Source organism: Litorimonas haliclonae (assembly GCF_965138505.1).
Classification (GTDB): Bacteria; Pseudomonadota; Alphaproteobacteria; order Caulobacterales; family Maricaulaceae; genus Litorimonas; species Litorimonas haliclonae.
The window spans coordinates 198,593-217,329 of sequence record NZ_CBCSCO010000005.1; the positions used below are offsets into that span (position 1 = coordinate 198,593).

At 52.1% G+C, this 18,737-nt stretch carries 16 protein-coding genes; 10 read left to right on the forward strand and 6 right to left on the reverse strand.

Annotated features, from left to right (window positions below):
• Window positions 1-32 precede the first annotated feature (32 nt).
• The 4 genes from ACNA05_RS12000 to ACNA05_RS12015 all read right to left on the reverse strand — a co-directional run bounded on the left by ACNA05_RS12000 (window position 33) and on the right by ACNA05_RS12015 (window position 4,229).
• Window positions 33-1,871 (reverse strand): sensor histidine kinase, encoded by a 1,839-nt coding sequence (locus ACNA05_RS12000; RefSeq protein WP_415811738.1) that lies wholly within the window; start codon window positions 1,869-1,871, stop codon window positions 33-35.
• An 83-nt stretch (window positions 1,872-1,954) separates the two neighbouring features.
• Window positions 1,955-2,401, reverse strand: a complete 447-nt coding sequence (locus tag ACNA05_RS12005) for a group I truncated hemoglobin (protein WP_415811739.1) — start codon at window positions 2,399-2,401, stop codon at window positions 1,955-1,957.
• A gap of 1 nt (window position 2,402) precedes the next feature.
• Window positions 2,403-3,389 carry a DUF3034 family protein gene (locus tag ACNA05_RS12010; RefSeq protein ID WP_415811740.1) on the reverse strand — a complete coding sequence of 329 codons (987 nt, stop codon included), beginning with the start codon at window positions 3,387-3,389 and terminating at the stop codon, window positions 2,403-2,405.
• Between the two features lie 39 nt (window positions 3,390-3,428).
• Complete coding sequence (locus ACNA05_RS12015; RefSeq protein WP_415811741.1) at window positions 3,429-4,229, reverse strand: 1-acyl-sn-glycerol-3-phosphate acyltransferase; 801 nt, start codon at window positions 4,227-4,229, stop codon at window positions 3,429-3,431.
• A 67-nt stretch (window positions 4,230-4,296) separates the two neighbouring features.
• Here ACNA05_RS12015 and ACNA05_RS12020 point away from each other — a divergent pair, with 67 nt between their 5' ends.
• Complete coding sequence (locus tag ACNA05_RS12020; RefSeq protein ID WP_415811742.1) at window positions 4,297-4,872, forward strand: hypothetical protein; 576 nt, start codon at window positions 4,297-4,299, stop codon at window positions 4,870-4,872.
• A gap of 83 nt (window positions 4,873-4,955) precedes the next feature.
• Here the strand turns inward: ACNA05_RS12020 and ACNA05_RS12025 are convergent, their stop codons facing one another.
• Window positions 4,956-6,203, reverse strand: a complete 1,248-nt coding sequence (locus ACNA05_RS12025) for a mechanosensitive ion channel (protein ID WP_415811743.1) — start codon at window positions 6,201-6,203, stop codon at window positions 4,956-4,958.
• A gap of 333 nt (window positions 6,204-6,536) precedes the next feature.
• On the opposite strand from ACNA05_RS12025, the gene zapE reads away from it, so the two are divergent.
• From zapE to ACNA05_RS12045, 4 genes are all read left to right on the forward strand, one after another.
• Window positions 6,537-7,646 (forward strand): cell division protein ZapE, encoded by a 1,110-nt coding sequence (zapE, locus tag ACNA05_RS12030; RefSeq protein ID WP_415811744.1) that lies wholly within the window; start codon window positions 6,537-6,539, stop codon window positions 7,644-7,646.
• A gap of 202 nt (window positions 7,647-7,848) precedes the next feature.
• Window positions 7,849-8,817: a malate dehydrogenase gene (gene mdh / locus ACNA05_RS12035; protein ID WP_415811745.1), complete on the forward strand. Its 969-nt coding sequence runs from the start codon at window positions 7,849-7,851 to the stop codon at window positions 8,815-8,817.
• Window positions 8,818-9,025: 208 nt separating this feature from the next.
• The gene (locus tag ACNA05_RS12040) at window positions 9,026-9,772 is read left to right on the forward strand and encodes a hypothetical protein (RefSeq protein WP_415811746.1); all 747 of its coding nucleotides are present in this window, start codon (window positions 9,026-9,028) and stop codon (window positions 9,770-9,772) included.
• Window positions 9,773-9,900: 128 nt separating this feature from the next.
• Window positions 9,901-10,449 carry a GNAT family N-acetyltransferase gene (locus tag ACNA05_RS12045; protein ID WP_415811747.1) on the forward strand — a complete coding sequence of 183 codons (549 nt, stop codon included), beginning with the start codon at window positions 9,901-9,903 and terminating at the stop codon, window positions 10,447-10,449.
• Here ACNA05_RS12045 and ACNA05_RS12050 read toward each other — a convergent pair.
• Complete coding sequence (locus ACNA05_RS12050) at window positions 10,446-11,165, reverse strand: LytTR family DNA-binding domain-containing protein (protein ID WP_415811748.1); 720 nt, start codon at window positions 11,163-11,165, stop codon at window positions 10,446-10,448. The genes ACNA05_RS12045 and ACNA05_RS12050 overlap by 4 nt on opposite strands.
• Before the next feature lie 225 nt (window positions 11,166-11,390).
• Here ACNA05_RS12050 and ACNA05_RS12055 point away from each other — a divergent pair, with 225 nt between their 5' ends.
• From ACNA05_RS12055 to ACNA05_RS12075, 5 genes are all read left to right on the forward strand, one after another.
• On the forward strand, window positions 11,391-11,885 hold the full coding sequence (locus ACNA05_RS12055) for a DUF2141 domain-containing protein (RefSeq protein ID WP_415811749.1): 495 nt from the start codon (window positions 11,391-11,393) through the stop codon (window positions 11,883-11,885).
• 30 nt (window positions 11,886-11,915) lie between these two features.
• The gene (locus ACNA05_RS12060; RefSeq protein ID WP_415811750.1) at window positions 11,916-13,397 is read left to right on the forward strand and encodes a carotenoid oxygenase family protein; all 1,482 of its coding nucleotides are present in this window, start codon (window positions 11,916-11,918) and stop codon (window positions 13,395-13,397) included.
• 175 nt (window positions 13,398-13,572) lie between these two features.
• A complete protein-coding gene (gene sucC / locus ACNA05_RS12065; protein WP_415811751.1) occupies window positions 13,573-14,766 on the forward strand; it encodes an ADP-forming succinate--CoA ligase subunit beta in 1,194 nt (397 codons plus the stop codon).
• 30 nt (window positions 14,767-14,796) lie between these two features.
• Window positions 14,797-15,681 carry a succinate--CoA ligase subunit alpha gene (sucD, locus tag ACNA05_RS12070; protein WP_415811752.1) on the forward strand — a complete coding sequence of 295 codons (885 nt, stop codon included), beginning with the start codon at window positions 14,797-14,799 and terminating at the stop codon, window positions 15,679-15,681.
• Window positions 15,682-15,748: 67 nt separating this feature from the next.
• A complete protein-coding gene (locus ACNA05_RS12075) occupies window positions 15,749-18,715 on the forward strand; it encodes a 2-oxoglutarate dehydrogenase E1 component (protein WP_415811753.1) in 2,967 nt (988 codons plus the stop codon).
• Window positions 18,716-18,737: the final 22 nt, after the last annotated feature.

Consider the following 18,737-nt stretch of genomic DNA (forward strand, 5'->3'; position numbering starts at 1 on the left):
TCCGAAGACTGAGCTATAAAAACAATCTTAGGTTATGCGGCGGACTCTATATGAGAGGGGTTAACACTTTCGGAATACTCGGTTTCCGGCCCAAGCTGATTATAAGGGAGGGCTTCTGGCAGAATAAGCGTGGCGCAAGTGCCTTTGCCAAAAGAAGAGCGTAGACGTAATTGCCCCTTATGAAGTTTCATAATTTTTTGGACAACGGACAGACCAAGTCCTGCGCCTTCATACCGTCTTGAATAGCTGTTATCGGCTTGCTCAAAGGGTTCAATCATCCGTGTAAGATTCTCGGATTTAATTCCGATGCCGTCATCAATAACGTCAATAGCGACGGAATTATCAGGTTGAAGACGAATATCGACTTTAATGCGGCCGCCTTCATTGTTGAATTTTACGGCGTTGGACAAAAGATTGAGAACCGCCTGCTGAAGTCTCACGCGGTCGCCCCTGACTTTAACCGGATCCATTTGCGCATCCCAAATAACCCGCAAGCGTTTCGGCTGCATTTCAGAAGCAATTGTTTTCAAGCAAAAAACGACAACCTCTTTCAGATCAACTGTTTCCAAATTCGCCGATAATATTTCCGGGTTTTCCGTATCGGCAATGTTGAGCACGTCCTGAACAATTTTTAAAAGCTGATCGCCATTCTTGGAAATGATTTGACACATTTCGAGTTGTTTCGGGTCACCGCCTGATTGTTGATGTTGCATGGTCATGACATCGGCAAATCCGATAACCGCATTAAGCGGCGTGCGCAGCTCATGGCTCATCGCGGCGAGGAAAAGCGTTTTGGCCCGGTTGGCGGCTTCGGCTTGTTCCTTGGCGATCATCAGGCTTTGGTGGTCTTTTTTAGCGGCCGTAATATCTGTCCAGATTATCAAACGTCCGCCTTCTTCGGTGTCAGACGCGTTAATTCGCGCCCAGCGTCCGTCATCAAATCGGATTTCGTGGTGAAGCTCATCATAAATATGAGGAATATCTTTCGGTACGCCGCGGCGGTTAAACAAAGTCTCCAAAGCCATGTTCATAATGTCGACTCCGTCCAGGTCCGGAAACATAGTCTCGACCTGATTATTTGCCACAATTATCCGTCCGGACGCATCGGTCAGCACGATGGCGTCTTTGGAGTTTTCAAGGGATTCCGCCAATCGGGTCTGAGCCAGCTCTCGCGCTGATTGCTCGCGGTCCATTCGCCCGCGAATGTTATCCTGCATGGAGCTCAGCGTTTTAAGCAGAGCCCCGGTCTCGTCATCACCGCCCTCAGGGATTTTAGTATTTAGGTCCCCGGCGGAAATTTTCCGCGCAGCTAGAGCGGCAGACTTCAGCGGACGAATAATGGTCAGGCCCAGCCAACTGGACAAAAGAATAGAAAGAGCCAGCGCAAGCCCTGTCGCCATGAGGGAATAACGTTCAACCTTTCCGACCCCTTCCAAAGCGGATTCCCGGTTGCGGAAACTCTCATTGGTTTGCAATTCAACAATAATATCGAGATTATCTTCAATTTCAGCTGCCAGTCTGGCCTGTTCCGCCCGCTGGGATACGCTTAGCAGAGCCGGATTCAACATCGAAATTTTCGCCCAGCGTTCCGTTAGCGTCTCGACATCCGTAAAAAAACTTTCAGAACGGTCTGAAATAGAGCGCTCTTTCGCAACAGATAAATCGCTCAAAAATGTCTCAAGCCCCTCGGCTAAAACCTCTGGCTCTGATCCACTGACAAGGTCAAGTTCCATCTGGGTGAAGGTCTGCCCGGCAGAACGCGCGTAGTTAATGGCCATAAGCGGGCGGTCAAAGGTGTTTTTGACAACGGCCCCAGTCGTAGAAATAGAGTGAAAGGCATAACCGCCCAGCAGAGCCAATAAGACAACCATAGTCAGAAAGCTGAAAAACAACTTTGACCGAACGGATATTAGAACTCTGAAAGCGTTATTTAGCACTTCATCCTGTCCATCTCTCAGTAATCAGAATATTTCGTGATGTCGTCATGCATTGGGGCCAATATGGCGAGAAGTTTATTCTGAGTACGAAATGGAATGTCATTGTCGTCCATTGCTTTTTGCAGATCCTCGACAAGTGCGTTGAAATGCCGGTTATCTATTCCTAGCCCTGCATGTGATTTATCCATATCCTGTCCGGTATAAACGCATCCGCCATCTGTTAGGCTGCAGATGTGTTCGACCAGGAGGTTCTGAAGCCTTGGGATGTTGGAGTTATCAAATATATGAGAAATGCGCGGATTGCTCAGTGAATAATCAAGCATGTCGGAAATAATATCTGTCACGCCGTCATGCCCGCCTAGCTTGTCATAAAGCGTGGTCTCATCTGCCGAGGCCGATAGGGGGGCAAGAATTACAAAAGAAATCGCGCATATGGCCGTAAGGGTATTTCGGAATTTCAACATCTTAAAATCCTATCTGAATGGAGCCATAAGCCCCGCTCTGGTTTTCCTGAAGCGCAATGTCGCCGAGATCGACATAAGCGGCTGTGAGGGAAATGTTCTTGCTCGGAAACCAAGCGACATAAGCGGCGGCCCCGTCGTTTTCTTCGGCAAACCCCAAATTATCAGGCTTGGTACGGTAATCGACCCCGACAGCCAGATGTTTATTAAACATATAGGCCGCAGAGCCTTCAAATTCGAGTTGGTAATTGTCCGACTGATCGCCGCCAAAGCCGAGTAGGCCGAGTTGGTTGGCTTTCGTCCCGCGCGCTGTGCCGGTCAGGATAAGACCATTGTTTAAAAGCAGCTTGGTTCCCGAGACGTAGACATCGACGCCTTCATCATCCTGAGCGCCCAAAGCGGCAATCAAATCCGAGTTTTGGTTCTTTTTATATTGAGCGCCGACAGATATTTGCGGAAGCCAGCTATCCTGATCATAGACCGCGTCGCCTATGACTCGCACCTTGGCCCCGATAATATCCTGCGAGAAAGTATATCCATCGCGGAGCCCCAGCTTGGGGCCTGTATCGCCGAGATCAAAATCCTGACGGGCATAAGACAGCTCAACCCGGTTTTTAATTCCGACAGACGCGCCGTAGCTTCTGAGTTGAAAATCCGGAAGTTCGACTTGGGTGTAATGCGTGTTTCCACCCCAGGACGTGTTGCTGCCATACCCGGAGATAACGGCCCAGTTTGTCAGCCCTGACCCGGCAGAGCCTTCGACCTGACTGACCGCGCCTGTGGCCAGAAGGCGGCCTTGGTCCGGCTTTATGGACGGCGCAGCCGAGCAGGCGCCCAGAGCAAGCGCCGCAAACCCTATCACAATCGTCTTTTGAAGCATTTCCCACTCTTCAATCGGCGACCAGCCATCCCCGACCAATCCATTTAGAAGTGCAAAATCACAAAAAGACCTTAATATTTCATTGAATAACGCTGCGTAAAGCTCAGTCAAAGCGGCGAAGTTTATCCGTTAAAGGCTTAGCTTTTACATCTAACCTCTAAGCCGCAAAACAATAGACCTGATGGTTTGCGTGGCTTTTTCGGCATTTTTAGATAGGGCTTTCGGATCCAGAGCCTCGCCAAAGGTCAAACGGAAGGTTTTACCCTTTTTGTTCAACAATTCGTGAAAGAGGGTGATGTCCCTCAACTCAGCGTTGAGTTTCGAAAAGAGATAATACAGCGTAGAGTTCCTCGCTTTGATATTCAGAGGAATGATCGGGGCGTTATATTTGCGGGCGACCATCGCCGCAGAGCTTTCCCAATCATGTTCTTCTAACCCCGTCCAAGACATTTTAGCCAAACGGCCGCTCGGGAAAATTACAATACAGCGCTCAGCTTCGAGGGCCTGCTTCATCAACAATAAGGTTTCACGCGTTTTGGCATGGCTTCGCTTATCTTTGACCCACTCAACGGGAATTATAATATCTTCGCCTTTGGGAATAACGCGCAGCGCGTCGGCATTGGCCAGAAAACAGTGATCGGGACGGCGATCCCGAATGGCCTGAAACACTGCCAAGCCATCGGCCAATCCTGTCGGGTGATTGGAAATAATCACGCAGCGCCCTTCTTTTGGAATGCGGCTCAGCCCTCTGACGGCTGTCCGTGGACTGATATGGTTGGCTACACGTTTAAAAGCCTCCCGCCCTGTCAAATGGCGTACAGTGTCGGCCAGAAACACGGCGGCGTCATAGGCCAACATTCGGTAGAGCGCAGGGCGCACCGCCCGGAACAGGCGGGGGCGGGCCATAAGATGTGGCGCGCGTTCGGCAATCAATTCTTCCACAATATGCATGAGGGCCTATAAAGACGATATAAGGCAAAATAAAAAGCCTAAACTATCAGAGAAAAGGGGAGTAAATATGAAACGTCTGAAATTAAACGCGAGCCTTTTCTCGTTTATCTGCCTGAGTGGCGCCGCGTTGGCGCAGACAGCAAATGAAACGAACACTTCTTCAGAGACGCAAGCGAACGCACCTTCGCAGCCTCCAGCCCCCTGTCAGTCGGCCGAATACAGGCAGATGGATTTCTGGGTCGGTGAGTGGGATTTGACATGGCAAGCGGCGGACGGAACGACCCGCTCGGGCCAGAACGTCATTAGGCGTTCACCTTTTGGGGATTGCGTTATCACCGAAAACTTTGACGGCGCCCCCGGCAATAAGCTCAAAGGGATGAGCGTTTCAACCTACTCCAAACCGCACGGACAGTGGCGGCAGACTTGGGTCGATAACCAAGGCGGATATTTTTCTCTACACGGCGGATTGCAAGACGAGGGAACGTTCATTTTGGAAATGGATCGCCTGAACGATAAAGGTCCGTATTCGCGCATGGTGTTTGAGGACGTCAAACCCGACAGCCTCACTTGGCGCTGGCAAGGCAAAGGTGAGGCCGAGGCTGAGTGGGCCGACAGATGGGTTGTTAATTATCGGCGGCGGTAAGGCGCGACAAATCTCCAAACAAAAAAAGCCGCCCTGACGGGCGGCTTTCTAATTAATGGACTAATTAATGGACTAATTAAAGCCTATTTAAGCGGTTTACGCGTGCTGCGTTTTGCAGGCGCTTTTTTGACGGCTGGCTTGTCTTTCCCAAGGGGTTTGACATTGCTCGGCGGCAGCGCGTTGTTGAGCACTTTCGCGGCCCAGTCCCGTCCGCCGACACCAAAGGCAATCGCGGCAGCAACAGCGGCAGAGATAACCAGAGATGAGAAGGCGATTGGTACGATTTGGCCTTCGGGGTCTAGGGAAGACAAACCGATAAATATAAACAATACCATCACCGCATATTTGACAAAGGTCGCAATGCGCGGGCTGATGACCGAGGACATGAACCGGCCGAGAATACTCGCAAGGAACACACCAATGATGATCAGAATGGCTGCTTCAAGAAGCGATCCGCCAAACTCCTGCACTGAACCAAAGGCGTAGGACAGACTGTCATTACCTAATAGGTTCACAGCGGCAGAGACGCCAATAACCAGAATAATCAAGAAGGCGACATAACCTGCGGCTTTGGACGGCGAGGTTTTCAAGCCTTCACCATCGTCGAGCATCATGATTTCATTTACGGAACGGTCAAAGCCGAGACTCGGTAGGAAGTCTTGCAAGAATTCCGACACAAACCGACCGATGAAAATGGTCACAGCCAAGATAGCGGCCGCGCCGATCAATTCTGGAATGAAGTTCAAGAAGCCGCTGAGCATATTGCTGAGCGGGTCAGAAACACCGGAGATGTCCAGGGCGTCAAGCGCGGCAATAGAGAAGAGCGCAATAATCACGACAAAGACCAATGTTCCGAGGGCCCGGGCGATAGAGCCCTGAGAGCCGGTGGCAGAGGTGAAGCCTGATTTACTGGCCAGCGAGTCAAGCTGCGCGGCCTCTAATGTGGCGGTCACGGCATTTTGCGCCACTTTGGCGAGGAAATAACCGATAATGAATAACAGACCTGCGCCGAGGATATTGGCGGCGTAACTGCCGATATTGTCAAAGAAGCCGTTTACAGGGCCGAGATTTTCGGAAAGTCCGAGGCGGCCGAGGGCGAGATAGGCGGCGTATAAAACAACGAGCCAGAATAATGCGCGCCCAATGGCGTTGCCGATATTTCCGCCGCTGGTTTGGGCTTTTTTGCCAAGTCCTGTGCGGTTAATGCCGCCGGCGACGATAGATTTAATAACAAAAGCGATAATAAAGCCGAGAAGCAGAATAATCGCCGCAGAAATCGAATTGCCCACAATCGGCGGCATGCCGTCAAAGAGGCGGTCAAATTGTTCCATAATAGTATTCCCTCCAGAGAAAAATAGAAGCTGTGTAAAAGACAGGCCCGATGCCTATCAAATTAAATGCGTCTATAGGGCACGACAAACCCGTCCCCTTGCCGACAACATTAACAAAATTTCAACGTCAAAGCACGGACGAAGTTCCAAATTCTCGAAAATAGTCTTTTCAAGTGTGTTAACTCAGAGCTTTGATGCAGTCTGCCTTGACCTGGGGGAAAGGCTAGGCAAGGAGGGTTTTATGGCCCCAATACGACATAAACCGCTCTTTTACGGGCTTTGCCTATTTTCTTTTGGCCTGCTTGCTTTGGCCATTATTCTGCTCAGTCTGAAATGAGTGTTTTAGCAAAATTAAACGCCTGCATTAACGCAGGCGAGTTGGAAAAGGATCCGGCGCAAATTGAGGCCGCCAAAAAACTGGATTCCCTATTGGGTCGTTTAAGCAATCGTCCCAGCCCCGGAGTGCTCGCTAAACTTTTCGGCAAAAAGCCAGATCCCGTTATAGGGCTTTATCTTTGGGGCGGGGTGGGGCGCGGGAAATCCATGTTGATGGACTGGTTTTTTGAAGAGGCTCCGATAGAGACAAAACAGCGCGTCCATTTCCACGCTTTCATGCTTGACGTTCACGCACGAATAAATCTTCGCCGCCGCTCTGCCGACAATGACGGAGACCCCATCGCCCCAGTGGCAAAGCAAATTGCAACAAATGCAGAGCTACTTTGTTTTGATGAATTTCACGTCACAGATATTACCGACGCCATGATCCTGTCGCGCCTGTTCGACGCGCTCTGGGCCGAGGGCGTTATTGTCGTCGCGACCTCTAACCGTCCGCCGGAAGACCTTTACGAAAACGGACTAAACCGCGGATTGTTTCTTCCCTTCATAGAGAGGATGCCGGAACATTTAATCATTCACGAATTCGCCGGAGAGACAGACCACAGACTGCGCCAACTGGAAGCCGCTCCTGTTTATTACTCGCCTCTAGATGAAGAGGCCGAAGCGGGAGTAGAGGCGGCCTGGCAGCGCCTTATTGGCGGCGCGAGTCCGCGCGAAACTGTGTTGTCCGTGCAAGGGCGGGAATTAATTCTAAAGAAAACAGCAGCCGGAACGGCCCGCGCGAGCTTTGCCCGGCTCTGTGACAATACGCTCGGCGCGGCCGATTATCTTCGCCTTGCCCATGCCTTTCAGACTCTCATTCTGGAAAATGTTCCCCAAATGGGCCCGGACAGTCGGAACGAGGCCAAGCGCTTCGTGACGCTCATCGATGCCCTCTATGAAACCAGAACTAAACTAATCATGAGCGCCGAGGTCGAACCAAAAGACCTCTATCAGGACGGCGACGGCGCCTTTGAGTTTGAACGCACGGTCAGCCGCCTGATGGAAATGCGAAGCCATGACTATCTGGCCGAGCGTAGGAAGATGGAGGCACCGGCCGAGGCATAGGCTGCGCCGTTCCTCTCTACCTTGACTGCCCCCGCTTTTTTCGGATCGGCCTTTGTCCCGCCCCGCCTAACGATAGTTTCAATGTATTGAGGCGCGGATGAGACGCGGAAGAATAATGTATCCGAGGGCTTGCTTGCCATTGCAACGCCCGCCGCGCCCCGCTAAACCACGGCCAAATTCAATCGCCTGAATGGAGATTCCTATGGCACGCGCAAAAATCGCCCTTATCGGCGCCGGTATGATCGGCGGAACCTTGGCCCACATCGCGGCCCGCGAAGAGCTGGGGGATGTTGTCCTCTTTGATATCTTTGAAGGCACCGCCAAAGGGAAGGCGCTTGACCTCTCCGAAGCTGCGCCGGTTTTTGGTAAGGACTCCAACCTCAAAGGCACAAATGATTATGCCGATATTGCGGGTGCAGATGTCTGCATCATCACGGCCGGTTTCCCGCGCAAACCCGGCATGGACCGGTCAGAACTGATCGGCAAAAACCTCGGCGTCATTAAACAGGTTGCCGAAGGCATAAAGGAACACGCGCCGAAAGCCTTTGTCATCTGCATTACTAACCCGCTCGACGCGATGGTCTGGGCCTTGCAGAAATTCTCCGGTCTTCAGCCGCGCAAAGTCGTCGGCATGGCCGGCGTTTTGGACAGCGCCCGTTTCCGTTATTTCCTTGCCGATGAATTCGGCTGTTCTGTCGAAGACGTTCACGCCTCTGTTCTCGGCGGCCACGGCGACACAATGGTGCCGCTCGTGCGCTACTCCACCGTGAACGGCGTGCCGCTTCCGGATCTGATTAAAATGAAATGGACAACGCAAGAGCGCGTCGACGCTATCGTCGAGCGTACTCGTAAGGGCGGCGGCGAGATTGTCGGCCTCCTCGGAAATGGCTCGGCCTTCTACGCGCCCGCAGAATCCGCCATTGAAATGGCGAAATCTTATCTGCGCGACAAGAAACGCATCCTGCCTTGCGCGGTGCGTCTCTCCGGCCAAATCGCCGGCGTTCGCGGCCTCTATGTCGGCGCCCCGGCCATGATCGGCGCGCGCGGCGTGGAAAAGGTCATGAATATCCGCCTCAAGCAAGACGAGCGCGAAATGTTCATGAACTCCGTCGAAGCGGTCGAGAAAATCATCGCCGATTGCAAAGAGATGGAGCCGGAGCTTAAAGACTAGTCTCTCATCAGCGCCGTCTCGGTCCGCCGTGACGGATAACACCAAAATATAAAAGCGGGCCTCCGGGCCCGTTTTTTTATTGCGCAAGGGTCTCCTCGTTAATATCCACTTGTAACGATATGGCTCCACCGTGCATTTTCGACGCCCTTTTTTTTGTCGCTCCAATCTGATATTATGTTATATACATAACTATTTGCGGGGCGGCACGATGAAGAGACTTTTAACTTTGATAGCTATTTCGGGTCTGGGTTTGGCGGGGCCAGCTATAGCCCAAGGCGGGCCGGACGAGAGTCTAGAGAGTTTCTGCGCCACTGCTCCGAATGAGCTTCTTTCCACGATAGAGGGGAGCTGGAGTTTAAAACAGGGCGCGGGGGTGGCCATGGGGCAAGGATTTCTTCCGATACCTCTCATGGCTCACCCACCACAAAATATTGATATTGACGTCGATAAGGAAGCCGGTTTGGCGTCTATTCAACAGGGAGGAGAAAAGATTGTTCTTGCGCCCGTGGCTCCTGATGGCGTCGCCGAAATCGACACTATGTTGCGGGAGTCTGACGCAGAAGGTATGATCGACACGTCGGGGGGGTGTGATTGGTATTCCTTGCCGCTCATGGTTGGGTCGAATCTCTATGATTTATCAGCCGATGTCAAAGGGCTATACAAAAACTCAACTACAGTGATATTAGGGAGTTTGGGAGCGTTTATGGTCTGTAGAGATTCAAATGGTCCTATGGAGTTGGCTCGGACAACGTCTGACGCCCCTGTCATGGTGATCGAGGAGTATAGGGAGCTTTGTCCGAAACGTGATTTGGTGCCTGATGAGGGCGAACTGGTCATGACGTTGTTGGTGAAATTCAATGGCCCCAATTCCGGCTCGGGAGTCCTCTTGTTTGAAGGGTATATGAATGGTGCTTTCGCAGGGGCCAAAGCCCCGGTGACCTTGACGCGAAACTAAGCGTTTAGTCTTTCGCCCTTATCTGGCGCCTTGAAAGCAGTCCTCTGTCAAGCCCCTCTTGGCGGAGCGCTCTCGCATATCCAAAACTCAAACTTGCCAGATTTTACATTTCCCTGCATGAGGCATTCATGACCCAAACGACCCTCGAAACGAACCGTCTCCTTCTCCGACCGATTGACCCCGAAAAAGATTTTGAGGCGTGGGCAGATTGTTTCGCGGACAAATCCACCATGACCTATATTGGCGGCGGGCCGGGATACAATCGCGCGCAATCCTGGCGCAGCATGGCGACGGCGATCGGTCACCAACAGATAAGGGGATATAGCTTTTTCTCGGTGATTGAGAAATCCTCAAATGAGTGGGTCGGGCGTGTCGGTCCGTGGTATCCCGAAGAATGGCCGGAGCCGGAAATCGGATGGACGATCCATCGAAATCATTGGCGCAAAGGCTTTGCCAAAGAGGCCGCGGCGGCCTGTATTGACTACGCGTTTGAAACCTTGGGCTGGGACCGAATCATTCACACAATTCAAGACGGCAATATTGCGAGTATGAAAACTGCCGAGGCCTTGGGCTCTAAACGCGATTATTCTTTGAAAGGCATCCCCGCCATTACCGATGAGCTGTGCTGGGTCTATGCGCAAAACCGCGCGGATTGGGAAGCGCGAAAAGGGGTTTAAATCCAGCCGGCCTCACTGACCTGCGCTCGGCCTGAACGACTGACAGGGGCTGTCAGGCCGTTTTTCAAAACAAGCTCGATTTTACCATTCGCTTTTTTGACGGTTTCAATTCCTTTCTCGGCCACCCACCAGGAACGATGCGTTTGAACTCCTAAAAGCGGCGCGGCTTCTTTCACGGCATCTGAAAGACGCATCAAAATCATTTCGTCTCCGGCCGAGCTGTGCACCCGGACATAGTGATCTTCGGCGCTGATGGCGTAAATTTCGGCGTCCCGGAGTTTCGGCGGCAGGCGCTCCAGTAGCGGAGCACGGTCCGCGCGCTCCTGGATTTGTGCTTCTGCCCGGCGTTTATGAACCAGCGCGCCGACAAAACAGAGAATAGCAGAAATCAGCCAGACATATAAAATCGTCATCACGACATTCTGCCAATTATAAGGGGGGTAGAGGAGAAACATGAAAGCCGACACGCAAAGGGTCGCGCCAGCAGACTGACTCAACACGCCCTGCCAGAAGTTCAAAGTTCGGTTAAGCCGTTCCGCGACGAGGTCGACCATTCCGGCCCCGAACCCGCCCGCCAGGCACAGGCCGACCCAATAGATCAGCCGCCCTGGAAGCGGCATCCGGCTGGTTCCAAGCGGCCCCAATATGGCAAGAATTGTTCCTGCAATCAGAGAGGTCGCCATCATCGGCAAAAAGAGTTTAATTAGGAACTTCACGGGAAGGCGTTCTCTTAAAAATCGGATCCGTTGACGTATCGTGAACGGTATAGCCTTGTTATTCAAGCGTAAAACCTGACCATTCACGGCCCGTGAACGATAAAACGCGTCCTTTCACGACGCCAAAGCGCCGCTTCACGTATCCCGGCTTTTATCCCTGAATTCCCCGTGCATTATCTCTTCATACCTAAACGCGTCACGGCGCAAAACTTCAAAGGACTGAACATGACACACCTTATCAAAACCTCTTTTCTTCTTACGGCGGCTCTCGGCGCTTTAGCACTAAGCGCCTGTACGACCACAGAAGCAAAAGCGAAGCCAATGGCCGCCTCTGCCACAGAACCCGCCGCTCCTGAAATGAAGTCCGGCGCCGCAACGTTAACCATAAACGTCTCGGGGTTTGAAGTTCAGGAAGGCAACGTCATGGCCGCCCTGAGCGATGAGGCTGGATATGGCGGAAAGCCGCTGCGCGGCGCCACTGAACCTGTCACAGGCGAGACCGTGAAGCTGATCTTCAAAGAGCTGCCCGTGGGGACCTACGCGATCCGTATGTTCCATGACGTCAATGGTGACGGAGAAATGAATACTAATGTCTTCGGCATTCCGACAGAGCCCTATGCCTTCTCAAATAATGCGGCTGGCACGATGGGTCCGGCGCCGTGGTCCAAAGCCAAGTTTGAAGTCACCGGAGACGGCGCCGTCCAGAACATCACCTTTTAATCCAACTGACCCCAATTCCCGGAGGACGCTATGACCCAGTTGAATCGACGCAATATACTTCAGGCCTTCGGCGCTCTGACCGCCACGACCGCAATGCCAAAACTCGCTTTCGCTCAAGCGGCAAACATGCCCGATTGGCACATTGGATGGCAAAACTCTGTCCGCCGTCAATTGCAGACAGAATCTGTAAAGCTCGTGAGCGGGGCGTTGCCGTCTGATTTGGCCGGAACCTTTTACCGTAACGGCCCGGCCATTCACGAACGCGGCGGAGTTCGAATGACGCATTGGTTTGACGGCGACGGGATGGTTCAGGCCTTCCGGATGGGCGGCGGTGAGGTCTCTCATATTGGCCGCCCGGTCGAGACCGCGCTCTATAAACAGAACGAAAAAGCCGGGCGGTTTACAGTGGGCGGATTTGGCACGACGGTTAAAGACGCTTATCCAATGACTGGCCCGGATAGCGCTAATGCGGCGAATACCAGCGTGCTCCCCGTTGGCGATGAGCTTTGGGCACTTTGGGAAGGCGGCTCAGCCTATCGAATGAATCCCGAAACTCTGGAGACCTATGGCCCGAAAGTCTGGACAGACAAATTACACGGCATGCCTTTCTCGGCCCATCCGAAAATTGATCGGAAAGGCCATATCTGGAACTTTGGCCAAAGCGTCGATATGAGAGCGCTCATCCTATACAAGCTGAACCCGAAGGGAGAGCTGCTCGAAGCAAAGCTGATAAGAGATGTGCCGCCCGGCATGATACATGACTTCTGTATTACGGACCGACAGTTGATCTTTGTGGCGAATTCCTTTCGCGCCGTTCGGAACGGTCACAATTATCTCAGTCAGTTTGAATATCAGAAAGACGCCCCGCAACGGGTCATCGTTCTGGATATGGATGATCTGGATAATCGGCAGGATTATGACCTCTCGCCCGGCTTTCAGTTTCACTTCGGCAATGCTTATCAGGAGGATTCCGGAGATATCCGCTTCACGCTATGCAAAACAGACGGGGCTGAGTTTGTTTCGCATAGCGCAAAGTCCCTGATGCGCGGTGAACTCCCGGATCACGGGCCGACCACTTTATCGGAAGTCGTGTTAAAGGCAGGCGGCGCCGCCTCTATTGCGCCCATTACGGAAACTCTAGCCAGCCACGATTTCCCGCAGTTTAATCCTGCTTTTGGCGGAAAGGCCGCGCGCTATCTCTACACAGTGGGTAAATCTGAGGCGAACCGTCCGGGCGAGACGGCGATTTTGCGGCACGACCTTAAGACTCACGAGCTACAATCCTACGATTATGGAGCTGACTGTCTGGTTGAAGAACATTTGTTCATTCCGTCTACAGCATCAGATTTCGAAGACGGCGGCTATCTTATTGGGACCAGCCTAGACTATAAAGCAAAGGTGACCCGCTTGAATGTGCTCCGCGCAGATAAGGTTGCTAATGGTCCGATTGCCGTGTTCGAATTGCCTTACGCTTTGCCCCTGGGCTTTCACGGGGCGTGGAAGAGCGCTTGATTTTTGATTGGATGGGAAGGCCGCAAACTTTTTAGGCAAACACCCCTAACAAAAATCAGGTCTGCTATTCTGATTCCTTGGTTGCGGGGGCCGCTCGCACTGCCTATATGGGGTAGGAATTTTGGCTCGGTTTCGGGTCAAGTCCAGGAACCCTAGCTAAAGCGGACACGACTTCATGAACATTCACGAATACCAGGGCAAAGCTGTCCTCAAAGAAATTGGCGCGCCTGTTTCGAAAGGCATCGCCATCTTCAACGCCTCCGAGGCGAAACAAGCAGCCGAGGCCCTGGGCGGCCCGCTCTGGGTGGTCAAATCCCAAATTCACGCCGGCGGACGCGGCAAAGGTAAATTCGTTGGCGCCCCAGAAGACGCCAAGGGCGGCGTACGCCTTGCGTTCTCCGTCGACGAAGTTGTAAAAAATGCTGAAGAAATGCTTGGCGAATATCTCGTCACCGCGCAAACAGATGAAGACGGTAAGCAGGTCAACCGCCTCTATATCGAAGACGGCTCCGACATCGAAACAGAGCTTTACCTCTCCATTATCATTAACCGCGAAACCTCTCGCGTCTCTTTCATCGTCTCCACCGAAGGCGGCATGGACATCGAGGCGGTTGCGCATGATACACCTGAAAAAGTCATCAATTTCGACGTTGACCCGGCAACTGGATTTATGCCGCATCACGGACGGACTTTAGCCAAGGCGTTCAATCTTTCCGGCGACTTAGCAAAGCAAGCTTCCAAGCTCGGCAAGACGCTCTATGAAGGCTTCCTCGCCAAAGACATGAGCATGCTCGAGATTAATCCGCTCATTGTCACCGAAGATGGTCGCCTGCATTGCTTGGACGCGAAAATCAGCTTTGATGAAAACGCGCTCTTCCGTCATCCTGATATTCAGGAACTTCGCGACATCACCGAAGAAGATGAAAAAGAAACCCAGGCCAAGAAATTTGATCTCTCCTACGTCGCCCTCGATGGCAATATTGGCTGTATGGTCAATGGTGCAGGTCTGGCCATGTCGACCATGGACATCATCAAGCTCTATGGCGCAGAGCCGGCCAACTTTCTTGATGTGGGCGGCGGAGCGACGAAAGAAAATATCGTTGCCGCGTTTAAAATCCTGACATCGGACGACAAAGTTGAAGGCATCCTCATCAATATCTTTGGCGGCATCATGAAATGTGACGTCATCGCCCAAGGCACTGTCGATGCGGTCAAGGAAGTTGGCCTCGAAGTGCCGCTGGTGGTCCGCCTCGAAGGCACAAATGTCGAAGCGGGTAAAAAGATTATCAATGAGAGCGGCCTAAACGTTATTGCCGCTGATGATCTCGACGACGCGGCGAAGAAAATCGTTGCTGCCGTTAAGTCATAAGCCCGAAGATAATTCAAAAGAGATATATAAATGTCAGTATTAATTAACAAAGACACCAAAGTCATTACGCAGGGCATGACCGGCAAAACCGGCACGTTCCATACGGAACAGGCGATTGCTTACGGTACAAAAATGGTAGGCGGCGTCACCCCAGGTAAAGGCGGCACCGAGCACATCGGTCTTCCGAATTTCGACACGGTCGCGGAAGCCAAGCACTCCACAGGCGCAACAGCTTCTGTGATTTACGTGCCTCCGCCCTTCGCAGCGGACTCCATTCTTGAGGCGATTGACGCCGAGATGGAACTTATCATTGCGATTACCGAAGGCATCCCTGTTGCAGATATGATCCCGGTCAAGCGCGCGCTTCAAGGCTCCAAATCCCGCCTCATCGGCCCGAACTGCCCCGGCGTTCTGACCCCGGATGAGTGCAAAATCGGCATTATGCCCGGCAAAATTTTCAAAAAAGGCACATGCGGCGTGGTTTCACGTTCCGGTACACTGACTTACGAAGCTGTATTCCAAACCACTCAGGTCGGCCTTGGCCAGACGACGGCGATTGGTATTGGCGGCGACCCGATTAACGGCACGAACTTCATCGATTGTTTGGAATTGTTCCTGAATGACGATGAGACCAAGCAAATCATTATGATTGGCGAAATCGGCGGCTCAGCCGAAGAAGAAGCGGCGGAATATATTGCGCACATGGCTAAAAAGGGCATTAAGAAACCGATGGTTGGTTTCATTGCGGGCCGCACAGCCCCTCCCGGACGGACAATGGGCCATGCCGGCGCGATTGTTTCCGGCGGTAAAGGCGGCGCAGATGACAAAATCGCCGCAATGGAAAAGGCAGGCATCAAGGTGTCTGACTCGCCAGCGCGTCTCGGCGAAACCATGATGGATGTCTTAAACAGTTAGTTACGGATACATATGTAATACTCAGGCGTAGCTCGTTTGAGTATTCACTAGACCCAGAGGTCGACCTATGGCGGACAAGAGCCGTTCTGATCAAAATCAGGAATTCCTGGACACACTTTTCCTGGACGGCGGAAACGCCGCCTATCTGGAACAGATGCAGGCGCAATATACGCGCGATCCCCGAAGTGTTGATGCCAGTTGGCGGTCTTATTTTGCTGACCTTGGCGAAGAGACCGAAAATGCCCGCCACGTTGCGGACGGTCCGGCCTGGAAGCAAAAGAACTGGCCGGTTGCGGAAGATGGCGAGCTGACCTCTGCCCTGACAGGGGATTGGGGCGCAGATCCAAAAGCCGCCGAAAAAGCAGTAGCTCACGCCAATCCAAATCTGAGCGAAGACGAAGTTCAGCAGGCGGCTAAGGATTCTATTGGCGCGCTAATGATGATCCGGGCTTACCGCGTTCGCGGACATTGCATTGCCAATCTGGATCCGTTGGGTTTGGCCGAACCGGGCGAGCATCCTGAACTCGATCCTGCGACTTATGGGTTTTCAGACTCTGACCGAGATAGAGACATCTTTATCGACGGAGTGTTGGGACTGGACTATGCGACGGTGAATGAAATCATCGACATCGTCAAACGCACCTATTGTTCCACCCTTGGCGTTCAATTTACCCATGTGTCCAATCCGGACGAAAAAGCCTGGATTCAAGAACGCCTTGAGGGCCCTGAGAAAGAGATCAGCTTCTCTAAAGAGGGCCGCTTGGCGATTTTGCAGAAACTGATTGAAGGCGAAGCGTTTGAGCAGCTCCTGCATAAACGCTACCCCGGAACAAAGCGGTTTGGACTGGACGGCGCCGAAGGTTTACTCCCCGCTCTAGAGCAAATTATTAAACGGGGCGGTCAATTAGGTCTTAAAGACATTAACTTCGGCATGCCTCATCGCGGACGTTTGAACGTGATGGCGTCCGTCATGCAAAAACCTTATTCCGCGATTTTTTATGAATTTTTAGGCGGCGTCGCCGCTGGCGGTGAAGACTTTGGCTCCGGGGATGTGAAATACCATTTGGGCGTTTCGGATGACCGTGAATTTGACGGAAACTCTGTTCACCTGTCGCTCGCCCCCAACCCGTCCCATCTGGAAGTGGTCGCCCCTGTTGTGATAGGGAAAACCCGCGCCAAGCAGCAAATGGCCTCTGGCACATACCGCTCTCATAAACCCGAAGAAGTTATGGCGGTTATCTTGCACGGGGATTCGGCTTTTGCTGGCCAGGGTGTGGTCATGGAAACTTTCCAGATGTCGCAGCTTACGGGCTATAGAACGGGCGGAACCATACACGTTGTCGTCAACAATCAGATCGGCTTTACTACAACGCCGGACGAGTATCGCTCCGGCCAATATTGTTCGGACGTCGCGTTTATGGTCGAAGCGCCTGTTTTTCACGTAAATGGTGATGACCCCGAAGCGGTAGTTTATGCAGCACGTATCGCGACTGAATACCGTCAAAAGTTCGGCAAGGATGTCGTTCTGGATATTACCTGTTACAGACGCTACGGTCACAATGAGGGGGACGACCCGTCCTTTACTCAACCGCTTATGTATAAGGCGATTGCTGACCGCCTGACCACGCGTGAGATTTATGCTGAACGGCTGATAGAGCAAGGTGATCTGACGAAAGAAGATCATGAAAAGCGCGTCGAAGACTTCTATGCGTTTTTGGATGAAGAGTTTGAAAAGGCCAAAACCTACGAAACCAAACAACCGGATTGGTTGCAGGGAGTTTGGCAAGGGCTGAGCCTTCCGACGGAAAAAGACGGGAAGCGTCGAGGCGATACGGATGTTGATCTCGAGACCTTAAAAGAAATCGGTAAAAAAATCACGACGATCCCGAATAGTGTCAATATTCATAAAACGCTGAAGCGGATTATCAAAGCCCGCGCCGAGAAAATTGAAACGGGTGAAAACATTGACTGGGGTCTGGCGGAACATCTCGCGATCGGGACGCTGATTACAGAGGGCCACCCGGTTCGTTTATCAGGCCAGGATTCTGAGCGGGGAACATTTTCACAGCGCCAATCTCACTTTATCGACCAGACGGACGGCCATAAATATACGCCGTTAAATAATCTGTCTGATGACCAAGAATATTATCAAGTTCTCAATTCGCATCTGTCCGAAGAAGCGGTGCTGGGATTTGAATACGGCTTCTCTACTGCAGCTCCGAAAGCGCTTACGATTTGGGAGGCCCAGTTTGGGGATTTCGCCAATGGCGCTCAAGTTATGGTGGACCAGTTTATATCTTCCGCCGAGCAAAAATGGCTCCGCATGTCGGGTCTCGTTATGCTCTTGCCACATGGCTATGAGGGGCAAGGTCCAGAACATAGTTCCGCCCGTCTGGAACGCTATCTCCAAATGTGCGCCGAAGATAATATGCAGGTCACAAATATTTCGACGCCGGCCAATTATTTCCATGCGCTGCGCCGTCAGGTAAAACGTCAATTCCGCAAACCCCTCATAAATATGAGTCCGAAAAGCCTGTTGCGTCACAAACTCTGTGTTTCAACACTGGAAGAGATGGCAAGTGATACGGAATTCCACCGTTTGTTGTGGGATGACGCGGAATATCGTCCGGAATCAACTGAAATTAAACTGCTTCCGGACGCAAAAATTAAACGCGTGATATTGTGCTCCGGCAAAGTTTATTTCGACTTGTTTGAAGAACGCGAAAAGCAAAACATAAATGATGTTTATTTGCTCCGTATTGAACAGCTTTTCCCTTATCCGGATGATGCGGTACAGGAGGAATTAAGCCGATTCAAAAAAGCTGATATCGTCTGGTGTCAGGAAGAGCCGAAAAATATGGGCGCTTGGTCCTTCATTCATGAATTCCTTGAGGAGAGCCTTCAAGCGATTGGCGCGAAAACCACGCGGCCTCGATATGTCGGGCGCGGCGCTGCGGCCTCGACGGCGACTGGTATCAGCGCTAAACATAAAAAAGAACAACAAGCCATTCTTGACGGGGCGTTCGCCAAATAGGCGGCTCCTTAAAAGGTAAGAC